At 69.2% G+C, this 14129-nt stretch carries 12 protein-coding genes; 2 read left to right on the top strand and 10 right to left on the bottom strand.

Annotated features, from left to right (window positions below):
* Positions 1 to 77: 77 nt before the first annotated feature.
* The 3 genes from A5643_RS18835 to A5643_RS02445 all read right to left on the bottom strand — a co-directional run bounded on the left by A5643_RS18835 (position 78) and on the right by A5643_RS02445 (position 3978).
* Entirely contained in the window at positions 78 to 1703 is a 1626-nt protein-coding gene (locus A5643_RS18835; RefSeq protein WP_082948676.1) for an ABC transporter permease, read from the bottom strand.
* Positions 1704 to 1734: 31 nt separating this feature from the next.
* Positions 1735 to 2769 carry an extracellular solute-binding protein gene (locus A5643_RS02450; RefSeq protein WP_066851567.1) on the bottom strand — a complete coding sequence of 345 codons (1035 nt, stop codon included), beginning with the start codon at positions 2767 to 2769 and terminating at the stop codon, positions 1735 to 1737.
* A gap of 108 nt (positions 2770 to 2877) precedes the next feature.
* Positions 2878 to 3978: an ABC transporter ATP-binding protein gene (locus A5643_RS02445; RefSeq protein ID WP_066851565.1), complete on the bottom strand. Its 1101-nt coding sequence runs from the start codon at positions 3976 to 3978 to the stop codon at positions 2878 to 2880.
* Positions 3979 to 4046: 68 nt separating this feature from the next.
* Between A5643_RS02445 and A5643_RS02440 the strand changes: the two genes are divergently transcribed.
* Positions 4047 to 5594 carry an acyl-CoA synthetase gene (locus A5643_RS02440; protein ID WP_082948674.1) on the top strand — a complete coding sequence of 516 codons (1548 nt, stop codon included), beginning with the start codon at positions 4047 to 4049 and terminating at the stop codon, positions 5592 to 5594.
* A 20-nt stretch (positions 5595 to 5614) separates the two neighbouring features.
* Here the strand turns inward: A5643_RS02440 and A5643_RS18830 are convergent, their stop codons facing one another.
* The 3 genes from A5643_RS18830 to A5643_RS02425 all read right to left on the bottom strand — a co-directional run bounded on the left by A5643_RS18830 (position 5615) and on the right by A5643_RS02425 (position 9341).
* The gene (locus tag A5643_RS18830; RefSeq protein WP_066851603.1) at positions 5615 to 7267 is read right to left on the bottom strand and encodes a PPE domain-containing protein; all 1653 of its coding nucleotides are present in this window, start codon (positions 7265 to 7267) and stop codon (positions 5615 to 5617) included.
* 512 nt (positions 7268 to 7779) lie between these two features.
* A complete protein-coding gene (locus tag A5643_RS02430) occupies positions 7780 to 8235 on the bottom strand; it encodes an STAS domain-containing protein (protein ID WP_066851563.1) in 456 nt (151 codons plus the stop codon).
* A gap of 116 nt (positions 8236 to 8351) precedes the next feature.
* The gene (locus A5643_RS02425) at positions 8352 to 9341 is read right to left on the bottom strand and encodes a patatin-like phospholipase family protein (protein ID WP_066851562.1); all 990 of its coding nucleotides are present in this window, start codon (positions 9339 to 9341) and stop codon (positions 8352 to 8354) included.
* A gap of 114 nt (positions 9342 to 9455) precedes the next feature.
* On the opposite strand from A5643_RS02425, the gene A5643_RS17590 reads away from it, so the two are divergent.
* Positions 9456 to 9941 carry an MPT63 family protein gene (locus A5643_RS17590; protein ID WP_082948673.1) on the top strand — a complete coding sequence of 162 codons (486 nt, stop codon included), beginning with the start codon at positions 9456 to 9458 and terminating at the stop codon, positions 9939 to 9941.
* A gap of 11 nt (positions 9942 to 9952) precedes the next feature.
* Here A5643_RS17590 and A5643_RS02415 read toward each other — a convergent pair whose 3' ends face one another.
* The 4 genes from A5643_RS02415 to A5643_RS02400 are packed head-to-tail and all read right to left on the bottom strand — an operon-like array spanning position 9953 to position 14086.
* Positions 9953 to 11044 carry an ABC transporter ATP-binding protein gene (locus A5643_RS02415; protein ID WP_066851558.1) on the bottom strand — a complete coding sequence of 364 codons (1092 nt, stop codon included), beginning with the start codon at positions 11042 to 11044 and terminating at the stop codon, positions 9953 to 9955.
* Positions 11041 to 11886 (bottom strand): carbohydrate ABC transporter permease, encoded by an 846-nt coding sequence (locus A5643_RS02410; protein WP_066851556.1) that lies wholly within the window; start codon positions 11884 to 11886, stop codon positions 11041 to 11043. Before A5643_RS02410 ends, A5643_RS02415 begins: the two co-directional genes overlap by 4 nt.
* The gene (locus A5643_RS02405) at positions 11886 to 12773 is read right to left on the bottom strand and encodes a carbohydrate ABC transporter permease (RefSeq protein WP_066851555.1); all 888 of its coding nucleotides are present in this window, start codon (positions 12771 to 12773) and stop codon (positions 11886 to 11888) included. The genes A5643_RS02410 and A5643_RS02405 overlap by 1 nt, the downstream gene beginning before the upstream one ends.
* Positions 12770 to 14086, bottom strand: coding sequence for an ABC transporter substrate-binding protein (locus tag A5643_RS02400; RefSeq protein ID WP_066851554.1), 1317 nt, complete (start codon positions 14084 to 14086; stop codon positions 12770 to 12772). Before A5643_RS02400 ends, A5643_RS02405 begins: the two co-directional genes overlap by 4 nt.
* Positions 14087 to 14129: the final 43 nt, after the last annotated feature.

Genomic DNA, 14129 nt, shown 5'->3' with positions numbered 1-14129 from the left:
AATCACCACCGAGCCCACTCCGCCCTCGGAGGCCGGCCACCGGTCACCCGACTGACCAACCTCCCCGGACATCACAGTTAGCGGCGCAGCGTCGTCCGGGCCAGCAGCCCCGCCGGGACGGCGCCGATGATCAACAGCGCCAGACCGTAGGGGGCGGCGGCGGTGAAGTCGAGCACCTCCCCCTCGGTGGTCGACCACAACGCGGTGGCCAGCGAATGCTCCCCGGTCGGCCGCAGCAACAGCGTCGTCGTCAGTTCCTTGCCCGCATCGAGCGCGACCAGCAGCGCGCCCACCCCGATCGCCGGCAGCGCCAGCGGCGCGGTGACCCGCGCGAAGGTCTGCAACGGACCCTTGCCCAGCGACCGCGACATCTCCTCCAGCCGTGGGGAGGCCTGGGCGATGCCCACCTGCTGAGCCCCGATCGCCAACGGCAGGAACATCACCACGTAACCGGCCACCAGCAGCGCACTGGTCTGATACAGCGGGTAGGCCCAGCGCACGGCGAGGTAGACCAACGCCAGCGCCATGATCACGCCCGGCAGCGCGTGAGCGATCCAGGTCGCCCGTTCGATCGCCGTCGACAACCGGCCCGGATAGCGCACCGCGAGCACGGTGACCGGCAGCGCGGCGGCCGTCGCCACCAATGCCGCCGCGCCCGCCCACTGGGCGGTGTTGGTGGTCGCCGCCGCCAGCGCCGCCCAATCCAGGGCGCTACCCGCACCGCCCGCCCGTCGCACCAAGCCGCTGGCGGTGACCCACAGCGGCACCGCCAGCGCTCCGGCCGCCACCGCCGAACAGGCCACCACGAACAGCGGTGCGGTCGGCCCCAGCCGCCAGCGCAGCGGCGGGCGGGCCGCTCCCCTGCCGCTGCGCAGCGGGTAGGCCCGGCCCCGCAACAGCCGATCGAGCAGCAGCAGAACGATCGCGCCGCCGGCGAGCACGACGGCCAGCGCCCGCGCGGACTCCGGCATGCCCAGCACGGTGGCGCGTTGCACGATCGCGGTGGTCAGGGTGGAGTAGTTGAGCATCTCCACCGCACCGAACTCCGCCAGGACGTGCAGGCCGATGATCAACACCCCGGTCGCGATGGCCGGCCGCAGCTGCGGCAGCGTGATGTGCAGGAAGGCCGAGACCGGACCGCGGCCCAGCGCCCGGGCCGCCTCCTCCTGGGCGGGGTCGAGACGGCGCAGCGCGGTGAGGACCGGCAGGAAGACGTAGGGGAACAAGGTCACGGTCAACACCGCCGCTGCCCCACCCAGCCCGAAGATCAGCTCGGAGCGCGGAAAATACTCATAGAAGAAGGCCACCCAGGCGTAGGACCCGACGAAGGTCGGCACTCCCAACGGCAGCGTGAACAGCACCGTCCACAGCCGCGGCAGCGGCAGCGTCGTGCGCGCGATGAGCACGGCCAGGCCGAGCCCGAGAACCGCGGTGCACCCGCAGACGAGGATCAACAGCCACAACGTGTTCCAGATCAGCGGGACGGTGGTGGGCGCCGCCAACTGGCTGCGCAGCAGCGGGATGCTGAAACCGGCCCGAAGCAGCAGATAGGCGGCCGGCGAGATCGCGGCGGCCGCGATCAGCAGCCCCAGAACGGTCAGGGTGAGCGGCGATCGCCGCCGCACCGGGGATGCCGAACGCGGCGGCACCGCCCCGTCGAGCGCGACCGTGTTCTGGATCGTTTCCGGGTCGCTCAGGCTCACCGCACCGCACTCCGGTCCGATGCCGACGCGATCAGATGATTCCGCTCTGCATCAACAAGGCGTTGGCCTCATCGACGTTCTCCAGCGAAGCCTGGTCGAACTGCGGGAAGGTCAGTTCGTCGATCGAGGGCAGACCGTAGTCGCTACGGACACCCGGCGTGAGCGGGAACTGCGGACTGGCCTGCGCGACCACCTGCTGTCCCCCGTCGGGCGCGGCCAACCACTGCAGGAACTGTCGGCCTTCCTCCTGGTGCCGGCTGGAAGCCAGCACTCCGGCGCCGGAGGCGAGCATGAGCGCACCGGCGTCGTCGCTGTTGAGGAAGAACACCCGCGAGGTCAGATTCTGTTCACCGCCGCGGTCGCGGGCCAGGATGTACCAGTAGTAGTGGTTGCTCAGCCCGAAAGCGTGCTGGCCGGCCTCGACGCTGTCACGCACCTTGCCGTTCTTCTGCTCGTTGATCCCGTTGTCCTTCACCGCTTTCAGCCAGTCCAGGGTGGCGTCCGCGCCGATGGTGTTGATCAGGTAGGCGGTGGTGGACTTGAAGGCCCCGGAGGGCGCGTAGGCGAAGCGGCCTTTCCATTGCGGGTCGGAGAGGTCCAGGATGCTTTTGGGCAACTCGTCCTCGGCGATCAGGTCCGGGTCGTAGAAGAACACCCGCGACCGGGCCGCCCAGGGCAGCCAGTTCCCGGTGGACGGCACGAACCGCTGGTCGGGGACGCTCAGCACGTCGGCGGGCACTGCTGCCAGCAGGCCGCGGGCGTCGAGATCGCCGATGGGGCCGGGTTCTTCGGTGATCACGATGTCGGCGTTGGAGCGCTGCCCTTCCTCGATGACCTGCCCGACCATCTCGGCGTCTTTGCCCGCCCGGACGTCGATGCCGATTCCGGTCTCGGCCTCAAAGCGTTCGGCGAGCGCATTGGCCAACTCCTCGTGCTGACCCGAGTACACGGTCAGGCGGGTGCCGTCGCCAGATGCGTCGTCCTGCGGTGCGCACGCGGCCAGCCCGGCGGTGAGAGCCACCGCGGCTGCGAACGCGAGAATCCTGGTCAGCGCAGATCTGTTCATTGTCCTCATCCGTTTCCGCTCGTCTCCGGTGACGTGTTTCCTGCCCGGACGCCGGCCGTCGCCAGGCTAGCCAACCCGCTGCAGCGGGGGCCGGCGGCCCGCACCCCGTCACGCCGGAACACCGGGCATCGCTTCCAGCTCCGGCGACACCCGCACCCGCACCTCGGCGCCGACCGGCGGGATCCGGCGGCCGTCGAGCCGGACCAGCAGCCGGGTGCCGTCGGCGAGATCCAGCTGGGCCAGCCCGTCGTGCCCGAAATAGCTGGTCGCGGCGACCACCGCGGGGATGCCGGACTCGGCCAACAACAACTGCTCGGGCCGCAGCACCAATCGGCCGGTATCCGCTCCGTCGGCGCCCGGATAGACCGCGGTGGCCGCCACCCTTACCGCACCCAACGGGCACTGCAGGTCCACCAGGTCGGTGCCGGGAACCGCGGTCGCCACCCGGCAGGGAAGCTCCATCGCGTCACCGAGGAACGCGGCCGCTTCCGGGTCGACGGGGTGTGCGTAGACCGCTGCCGGGGTGCCGAATTGGATCACCCTGCCGTCGCGCATCATCGCCACCCGGTCGGCCAGCGACAGCGCCTCGGCTTGATCGTGGGTGACCAGCACGGCGGTGGCCCCGATGGACCGCAGCAGGTCGCGGACCTCTTCGCGCAACTCCACCCGCAGCGCGGCGTCCAGGGCAGAGAACGGCTCGTCGAGCAGCAGCACCGCGGGCTCCGGCGCCAGCGCCCGGGCCAGCGCCACCCGTTGTTGTTGGCCGCCGGAGAGCTCGTCGGGGCGCCGCTCCCCCATTCCCGGCAGACCGACCAGCGCCAACATCTGCTCCACGCGGCCGCGGCGCGCCGCCCGCGCGGACGGCGACAGGCGTTGGCGCGGCGGCAACGGCAGCCCGTAGGCGACATTGGCGGCGGTGCTGAGGTGCGGAAACAGCGCACCCTCCTGCGCGACGACGCCGATGCTGCGCCGTTCGGGAGCCACGAACACCCCCGGGCCCGCGACCAGTCGGCCGTCCAGCCGCACCTCGCCGCGGTCGGGGCGATCGAAGCCGGCCATCACCCGCAGCAGGGTCGTCTTCCCGCATCCGGACGGGCCCAGGACGGCGGTCAGGCTGCCTTCGGCTACGTCGAGATCAACGCCTCGCAAGGCGTGGACGGGGTCGGTGCGGGAGTGAAAAATCCGGGTCACCCCACACACACGCAGCATTAGGTTAGCCTACCTACCGTTAGCTGGTGCGGCGAGCCGCAGCGACCGGCCATCACCACAGGAGGGCCATGTTCCCGGGCAACCACGCAGCCGAAAACCCCGACCGACCCGCGGTGATCATGGCCGCCAGCGGCGCCGTACTGACCTACGGTGAGCTCGACGAGCGGTCTGCTCGGCTGGCCGCGGCGCTGTACAAGCTGGGGCTGCGGCGCGGCGATGTCGTCGCGATGCTGTCGGACAACACCGCCGAGGCGTTCGTGATCTACTGGGCCGCCATCCGTTCCGGGCTCTACCTCACCGCGATCAACCACCACCTCAGCGCGGCGGAGGCCGGCTATATCGTCACCGACAGCGGCGCACGCGTGCTGTTCGCGTCCGGACACCTCGCCGACCTGGCCGCCGGGATCATCGCTGAGATCCCGGATTCGGTGCGCCGCTACGCTTTCGACGGCGACGTCGTCGGCTATTCGAGTTATCAGGAGTTGCTCGACGCCGATGCTCCCCCGTTGACCGACCAGCCGCGCGGCGCGGACATGCTGTACTCCTCGGGCACCACCGGCCGCCCCAAAGGCATCAAGCCACCCCTGTTGCCGATCCAGGTCGACGAACCCGGCGAGCCGCTCATCGCGTTGCTCGAAGCGCTGTTCGCGGTCGGGCCGGAGACCGTGTATCTGTCACCGGCGCCGATCTATCATGCCGCGCCGCTGAAGTACTGCGCCGGGATCCAGGCGCTGGGCGGCACCGTGGTCCTGATGGAACGCTTCGACGCCGAGGCGATGCTGGCCGCTATCGAGCGCTACCGGGCGACGATGACGCAGGTGGTTCCGACGATGTTCGTGCGGCTGTTGCAGCTTCCCGACGACGTCCGGGCCCGTTACGACATGTCCTCGCTGCGGCTCGCGCTGCACGCCGCGGCGCCGTGCCCACCGGAGGTCAAAGACGCGATGATCGACTGGTGGGGTCCGATCCTCGTCGAGTACTACAGCGCCACCGAGGCGCACGGCATGACCATGATGACCTCCGCGGAGTGGACGACCAAGCGCGGATCGGTGGGTAAGGCGGTGCTCGGCGTCGCCCACATCTGCGACGACGACGGCCGGGAACTGCCCACCGGCGAGGTCGGCACCGTCTACTTCGAACGCGACACCGTACCGTTCATCTACCACAACGCGCCGGAGAAGACCCGCTCCGCGCAACATCCGCGGCACGAAAACTGGACCACCGTCGGCGATTTGGGTTATGTCGACGACGACGGTTACCTGTTCCTCACCGACCGTAAGTCGTTCATGATCATCTCCGGCGGGGTCAACATCTATCCCCAGGAGATCGAGAACGTTCTCGCGCTGCATCCCGCGATCCACGACGTGGCCGTCATCGGTGTTCCCGACCCGGAGATGGGCGAGCAGGTCAAGGCGGTGGTCCAGTTGCGCGACGGCACCGATGGCGACGCCGGTCTCGCCGAGGAGATCATCGGCTACGTCCGCGATCGGCTCGCGCACTACAAAGCGCCCCGCAGCGTGGATTTCGTCGATGCGCTGCCGCGCACGCCGACCGGGAAACTGGTCAAGGGCAAGCTGCGGCAGCGCTACACCGAGCCGGCCGGCGACACGCGCTGAAACCCGGCGTCACCGCTCGACTATCGCCTCGGGTTTTCCGGTGCTGAGCCGGGGAGCCAGGTGCCGGGCATCATCGGCGTGCGCGGCCCGGCGTCGCGGGTGTCGGCAGTCAGCGCGGCGAGGCCGCCGGCCCGCGGTGCCGCTGCGGTGGTAGCGGTCCCGGCGAAGCCGAGTGGGCCGGCGCCGTGGGCCGAAGCCGCGATGGACTCGACATCCTCGACATCGGGCTCCAGGTCCATGTACTCGTAGCCGCGGCCGAGCATGTCCATCTTCTTGCGCCGGGCCCGCCGTTGCTTCTCCTGCTCCGCTGCCGCGACGGCGTCCGGTGCGGGGGCTGCCGCCGGATCGGCTTGCCGCGACGGTGTTCGGCGCCGCGCCCGGGTCTCCGAACCCGCGGTGACCGCGGTGGCCAGATACGGGTAGACCGCGTTCTGGGCGCCGATGGCGCCTTCCGGCCCGAGCACCGGCGCCGGGGGTGGCCCGCCCGCGGCCGGCGGGGCGGCCGGGGCGACCGGTGCCCCCGGGCCGGCGGCGGGTGGCGTGGGCGCCGCCGCGGCCTGGGGGGTGACCGGAGTCGGCGGGGTGGCCGGCGGAGACGGCATGGGCGCGGCCGGCGCGACCGCCGGTGCCGTCGGCGCCGGGACCCCCGCGAGCCCCGCCAGGCCGGTCAACCCGCTGGCCGCCACGGGTGCGGCGGCGGCCGGCGCGGCGGCGCCTGCGGCCAGCCCCACCGAATAGACCGGGTTGGCCGCGATGAACGCCCCCAGCATCGCGGGGTTGTTGAGCACGATCCAGCTCAAGAACAACGTGCGGTGCACGACGAATTGGGCGCCCAGAAAAAGCATCGCCTGTGCGAGTTGCGCGGGATTTCCGGAGTAGGCGTTGAACATTTCCCCGATTCGGGGCAGGAACTTCTCCAGACTGGGGTACATCATCCCGAACGATTTCGGGTCGAACGGATTGAATTGCGGCGGGAAAAGCGCGTGGTACCAATCTTCGGGCGTTTGGGGAATGTGGTCGCCCATCATCCACCACATCGGCGGCTTACCGCCGTTATACCCCGCACCGGGCATCCCGGTTCCGCCGCCGCCGTGGCTCATACCGTCTTTCCCGCCCGGCATATCCCCCATCTCGGCCGTCATGATCATCGGTGCCGGCGGTGTCTGCGGGGTGGCGGCGAGCGCCGCGGTGCTCGCGGTTTGATAGCCGGTCATCGTCACCGCCGCCTGGACCCACATCCGCAGGTAGTCGGCCTCGTTGACGGCGATCGGGATGGTGTTGACGCCGAAGAAGTTGGTGGCCACCAGCGTCGCGTGCAGGGCGTGGTTGGCGATCAGTTCCGGCATCGTCGGCATGGCCGCCAACGCGGCGGCGTAGGCGGCGACCGCGGCTTCATGCCGGGCCGCGGCCGCGGCGCTGTCGGCGCTGGCCTGGGCGAGCCAGGCCAGGTAGGGCAGGTGCGCAGCGCCATAGCGCGCCGCGCTGGTTCCCTGCCAGGCGGCGGCTTGCACCTCACCGAGCAGCGCGGTGAGTTCGTGGGCCGCTTCGGCGTACTGGACGCTCAGGGCGTGCCATTGGGCGGCGGCGACCTGCAGTGAGCCCGGCCCGGGGCCGCTGGACAGCAGCGTCGACCACACTTCCGGCGGGCTGGCCATCCACACCGGCGCCGTCATCGCGGACACTCGACGACGGGACGGGGCCGGGTTCGTCTGCACATCGGTCGCAGGGCTCCTCTCACCGAAGCCCACCGAACATCGCCAACGCGGCATCATCGACGCGGACTGGGACTGCTGGTAGGCGGTCCGCGAGCCTGCAACACACGAGAGCGATCCGTGAGTACGGCTGTTATCGCGTGTTTCAGGCGCAGTTGCGCACTATATCGCAACCTTGGTTGCGCATCCACGCTCTGGCGGGCGCCGCGCGCCCGGGTGCCGATGGTGTCTGCTCAGCCGTACGCAGACAAAAAGAAACCCGCCCGGAAGACCGGGCGGGTGTTCTGTGACTCGTGCGCGGCTGCGTCCTCTGCGGGGCCGGCGCGCCGAAAAGCTACTGCGGCGCGCTCAGGCGGCGGCGCGGACCGGCGTGTGCGGCACCGGCGTGGACTCGGTGTGGGCGTGGCTCCGCCAATGGGTCAGCAGAAACCTCAGCCAACGAATGTCGATCAACATTGTTCATTCTTCCTTTGTTATGCGATCTTGGTCAGCAGGGGCAGCAGACGACGGCGTTCGTGCATGGCGTCGAGGAATCGATTCAGCGCGTCCGGGGTCGATTTCGCTGTCGGGAAGGCCGATTCACCATCGAACGCCCGCAGCATCCCCGTCACCGACTGACTCGGGACCAGACACCATTCCACTCCCACAGTGGAGCACGTTTCGTCGACGCAATGTAGGAGCGACATACCCTGCGAGGTGAAAAACGTGACCTCACTCAGGTCGAGAACAAATGGCTTTTCCGCCAGAACATAACGCTTTGCGTATTGGCGGACCCGCTCGATGTTCTTCTCGTCGATGCGACCGCTGATCGTCACCACCGTGGCGAGTTGACGGCATTGCCCGCGCAATTCGGCACCGTCGTACTCGGTGACGGGGTTACCGTACCTGTGGGCGAATTTCCGAGCCTTGTGCGCACTCGTGGAAGTCATGTTGGCCTCCCCACCTCACTGGTTACTCAACTGTCCGGTACGAGGCGGTCACCTCGACCTGACACCCAAGCTAGGGGGCCAAGTTAAGGTGCCCGGGTGTAAGCCATAAAGCTTCGTTAAGAACTGGTATTGGTCCGGTCACGACCCGGTCTCGCCGGCCGGCAAAGCGCCAGGTACCGGGTGTAGTCCCAGGTGGCCGCGAACCGCGCACCGGCCGCGAGTCCGCTGGCGTAGAGGGATTCGCGTTGCGCTGGCGTGAGATCGAAGGCGATCGGACTGATCTCTTGGGCCGGCACGAAAATCGTCCTGCGCACCGTGCACGGATCATCGATGTACGCGGCGTCCTGGTTGCTCACCAGCGTCTCGATTGCCGCCAGGCCCAACGAGACCGGCCCCCGCACCGGGTGCGTCGTGGGCGGCTGGCACGGCCGCGCCGAGAGCCGGATTCCGAATGTCGGCCACCGCGGTTCGGCGCGGTCGAACAATTGCACCGGGAAGTTCGACAGCAGGCCGCCGTCGACCCAGGTGGCGCCCTGCACCCGGACCGGCCGGAAAACATAGGGAATGGCCGAGGAGGCACGGACGGCGCGGGCCACCGGGAACTCGTCGGGATCGAGTCCGTAGGTCTGCAGATCCCAGGGGATGCGCACCAGTCGGCGCCGCGAGAGGTCGCTGGCGGTCACCACCAGCGACCAGGCGAACTGCTCGGGGCGCTCCCCGGTGCGCAGATCACCGAAGGTGCGCACCCCGAGGTCGCCGAGCAGGCCGGCGAGCAGCCGTTCGAGGTAGGCGCCCCGGTAGAGCCCCTCGGAGGTCAGCAACGAGACGACGCCGCCGATGAGCGGCAGCCGCCCGATCAGGCTCGGGTCGGCGAACTTGCTGAAGTCGATACCGCGCATGATCTCCGACAGCCGGGTCACCGGTTCGCCGGCCTTCTGTAACGCGGCGACCAGGGCGGCGACGACCGCTCCGGCGCTGGAGCCGGCCACCCGCGGGAAGTCGTAGCCGGCATCGGCCAGCGCGTGCACCGCGCCGACCAAGCCGACCCCGCGTACCCCGCCGCCCTCGCAGACCAGATCGGCCTGCCGCGGCTGCACCGCGCTCATGGCCCAACCGTAGGCCCGGGACGGCGCGTTTCGCTCTGGTTTAAAGCACTTCTCGCCCGGCTAATCGACCTTCAGCACCCACACAGCCACGGTGCATAGGAGAGGAGACGAACCATGACCATTCGCAACGCAGTGCTCAGCGCTGTGGCGGCAGCGGGGTTGGCCGGAGCGGGCATCGCCGCCGCACCCGCAGCTCTCGCCGACAATGAGCCCGGCATACAGCATTTCGGCGCGCAACAAGGCCTCGTTGATGCCGACGGCGGCGTCTCGCAGGAATGGACGGTGAGCAATCTCCAGCCCAGTTCGGATGTGATCGGCTGGCCGGTACAGGGCCAATTGTGGGAGGCCAACGCCAATGTCGAGGCGGTGCGGGGTTGCCCGCTACCGATCATCTCCAACTTCAACGCCCGCGCCGGCGACGGTGAGACCTACCAGGTGCTGGCGACGGCCAATGCGCCACAGGGGATCAGCCCACGCACGATCTGCGCGCCCGACCACTCCCAGGGCAAGCTGTACTTCGACGTGATCGGCGCCCAACCCGACGGGGTGGTCTACCGCGCCGACAACCGGGATCTGCTGATCTGGACCAACACGCCCTGACCCCAGCGGTTTCAGGCGAGTCGCCGGCCGTCGGCGCCGAAGAAGTGCAGCCGCTCGTCCGGCGCGCGCAGGTGCAGCTGTGCGCCCCGGGCGGGCGCACAACCGCCGGCCGTGCGGGCCACCACGGGCGCGCGATTCGCTGGTGCCGGCCCGGCGAACCGGCCGTACAGATAGGCGTCGGCGCCGAGTTCCTCGACGACGTCGACGGTGACCTCGACGCCGCCGTCGGCGATCTGGAGATGTTCCGGCCGGACCCCGACCAGGATTCGGTCGGCGGCAGCGCTGACCGTGCGGGGCAGCGCGATCACCCAGTCGCCCAGCCGGACCGCGCCGTGCTCGACGGCGACCGGGAAAAGATTCATCGGTGGTGAGCCGACGAAGCCGGCGACGAATGCGTTGGCCGGGGCACGGTAGAGCTCTCGCGGAGTAGCGCATTGCTGCAGCACACCGTCGGCGAGTACCGCCACCCGGTCCCCCATCGTCATCGCCTCGACCTGATCGTGGGTGACGTAGACGGTGGTGGTGTCGAGCCGGCGTTGCAGGGCGGCAATCTGATTGCGGGTCTGCACCCGCAGTTTGGCGTCCAGGTTGGACAGCGGCTCGTCCATCAGGAACACCTTGGGGTGCCGCACGATCGCCCGGCCCATCGCGACCCGCTGGCGCTGACCGCCGGAGAGTTCTTTGGGTTTGCGGTCCAGCAGTTCCTCGAGGTCCAACAATCGGGCTGCCTGTACCACCCGGTCGCGGATTTCCGCCCTGGGTGTCCGAGCGATCTTGAGCGCGAACCCCATGTTCTGGGCCACGCTCATGTGCGGGTACAGCGCGTAGTTCTGGAAGACCATGGCCACGTCGCGGTCTTTCGGGTCGACGTCGTTGACGTCGCGGTCCCCGATGAGGATGCGCCCGCCGTCCACCGGTTCCAGGCCGGCGATCATGCGCAACGAGGTGGTCTTCCCGCAGCCGGACGGTCCGACCAGCACCAGGAATTCACCGTCGTCGACGGTGAGGTCCAGCCGGTCGAGTGCGGGCCGGTCGGTGCCGGGATAGCGGCGCGTGGCGTGGTCGAAGCGCACCGCCGCCGCGCTTCTCGATGCGGCGGTCATCGCCCGCCCAATCCGGTGGTGGCGATCCCGCGGACGAAGGTGCGTTGGGCCACCGCATAAAGGGCGACCAGCGGCAACAGGATCAGCATCGAGGCGGCCATCAGCACCGGCCACCGCGCCACGTATTGGCCCTGCATCCACACCAGGCCCAGGGTAAGGGTGGCGATCGAGTCGCGTTGGATCATCAGCAGCGGCCACAGGAAGTCGTTCCAGACGTTGACCCAGGTGAGCACCACCAGCACCATCACCGCGGGTCGCGCGTGCGGCAACAGCACCCGCCAGTAGATCTGCCACGGTGAGCAGCCGTCGAGCACCGCGGCCTCCTCCAGATCCGTTGGCAGCGTGACGAAGAACTGACGCATCAGGTAGGTGCCGAAGGCGCTGCCGAACAGGCCGGGGATGATCATGGCCCACATCGTGTCGGTCCAGCCGAACGCCCGCATCAGGATGAACTGCGGGATGACGGTCACCGTCAGTGGCACCATCAGAGTGCCCAGGTACAGCACGAACAAGGTGTCACGACCCCGGAACCGCAAGCGGGCGAACGCATATCCGGCCAGCGAACAGAAGAAGACCTGGCCGACGGTCACCGCACCGGCGTAGAGCACGGTGTTGAACAGCATCCGCCAGAACGGCATCAACGCGAACACCTCACGGTAGTTCGACCACTGTGGGCTGGCCGGAAGCAAGGTGGGTTCGGCGACCTCCGCTTCGCTCTTCAGCGATCCCGACAGGCCCCACAGGACCGGTAACAGTGCGCACGATGCCATCGCGGCCAGCAGCGTGTACACCGCGATCCCGCGCACCATCCGCACGGCGGTGCCGTGCTTTGGCGCCGCCATCAGCGCTCCCCCGCATTGCGTCGCGCCAGGCGCAGTTGCAGCACCGTCAGTCCCAGCAGCACGGCGAACATGACCCACGCCAGTGCCGAGGCGTAGCCGAAATCGAGGAACGCGAACGCGTGCTGAAACAGCATGATCCCCAGCACATAGGTCCCGGTCTCCGGCCCGCCGCTGCCCCCGGTGAGGACATACACCTGGTCGAAGGCCTGGAACGCGCCGATCACCGAGATGACGACCACGAACCAGACCGCGCCGCGGATCATCGGGACCGTGATCGACAGCAGCCGGCGGATCTCCCCGGCCCCGTCGAGTCGTGCCGCCTCGTACAGGCTTTCGGGCACGCCCTGCATGGCGGCGAGCAGGATCACTGTGGCCAGCGGAACGCTCTTCCACACGCTGATCACGCATAACGCGACCATCGCCCAATGCGGTTCCTGCAGCCACGGGACCGGGTCGATGCCGGCCCAGCCCAGCATGATGTTGAGCAACCCGTTGTCGGTGTTGAAGACGAACTGCCACACCACCGCCATCACCACCGCCGACACCGCCAGCGGCATGAACACGACGCTGCGGAAAAATCCGATGCCCGCGATCCGGCGGTTCAGCGCCGCGGCCACGGCCAGGCCGATCAGCACGGTCGGCACGACGGTGCCGAGCGTGAACACCACCGTGTTGACCACCGCGATGAGGAACAGCGGGTCCGCGCTGAGCAGGGTCCGGAAGTTGGCCAGGCCGACGAACTCCGGTGCGGTGAACAGATCCCAGCGCTGCAGGCTCATGTACAGCGAGAACCCGAGCGGGAACAGCAGGAACACCGCGACCGCGGCCAGGTTGGGTGCGATGAACAAGCGCCCCGCCCGGGCGCGTTGGCGCAGCCGTCCGCTCATGGCCGGACCAGCACCTCATCGACCGGCCCGGTGAGCGCGCTCAGGCTGCTCGCCGGCCGGGCGCCGCGCAGCACCGGCCCGAATGCGCGGTTTATCAACGCATTGACCTTCTCCCAGGCCGGGGTGACCGGCATCCCCTGGGAATGGGCCGGCCCGCCGGTGAGCACCGCAAGGTTGGCTATCCCGGGGTGTGCATCGGCGAACCCGCGGGAGCCGATCGCCGACGGCAGCACGGGGACGAAGAGCCCGGATTCGGCGATCAGGTTCTGACCGGCCGGGCCGGCGACGAACTTGACGAACTCCCACGCCTGCTGTTTTCGGGTGCTGTCGGCGGCGATCGCCAGGCCGGTGGTGCCGATGTTCGAGCCGGCCCGCCGGGCGTCCGGGCCGGTCGGCAGGACGGTGACGTCGAAAGCCAACCGTTCGGCGCGGGCGAAGGTCTGATAGCGCCAGTGCCCGCCGAGGGCCATGGCGGCCCGGCCCGCCGAGAACAGGTCCATCGTCGACATCGACTGCACGTCGGAGGCCGCCGGTGCGACGCCGTGCCGATTCGACAGGTCCGCGTAGAACTGCACGCCGGCCAGGAAGGCCTCGTCGTCGAAGTTGAGGTGGGTGGGGTTCATCCGCGGAACCGACCACGGGGCGCCGTTGTTCATTCCGAACAGCGCCGCGGAGTAGGAGGCGACCCAGGTGTCGACGAAGCCCCACTGGGTGACCCGGCCGGAGCGGTCCCGTTTGGTCAGTGCCCTTGCCGTATCGAGGAATTCGTCGAAGCTCCAGGGCCGGTCCCATCGCGAGGGCGGGGGTGGCACGCCGGCCTCGGCGAACAGTGCCGGGTTGTAGAACAAGAAGTTGCCCGACCATTGTTCGGGCAGCGCGTATTGCCCGCCGTCGAAGGTGAACGTCTCGTAGAGCCGGTCGATGCTGTCGTTCCGCAGCCTCGTCGCGAAGTCGGGATCGGCCCGCAGGAAGCCGTTGAGGTCGGCGAGCACCCCGCGGTCGGCCAGCCCGGCATAGCTGAACTCCCACGCCATCATCACGTCCGGGCACACCCCGCCCGCGCAGAAGATCGACACCTGCTGCATCGGATTGGGGCCCGACAGCACGGTGCGCACGGCGATGTCGGGGTGGGCGCGCCGGAACGCGTCGACGATGTGGCCGCGGGCGTCCGCCTCCTCGGGGTTGGCGGCGAAGAAGAAGGTCAACGCGTCGTCGTCGCGGCCGCAGCCGGCCGTCCAGCCGCCCGCCGCGGCCGCGCCGAGTGTCGCCGCGCCGCGCAGCCACGTCCGGCGGGAGAAGGTGTGCGGCTCCATAACGCCTCCGATTCTCCCCCGCCGCAGCGATTGCGGACGACGC

This window comes from Mycobacterium sp. 1274756.6 (assembly GCF_001668625.1).
In the GTDB taxonomy this organism is placed as follows: Bacteria; Actinomycetota; Actinomycetes; order Mycobacteriales; family Mycobacteriaceae; genus Mycobacterium.
The sequence above is the reverse complement of the archived record's forward strand: the minus strand, read 5'-3'. Positions and strand labels throughout refer to the sequence as shown.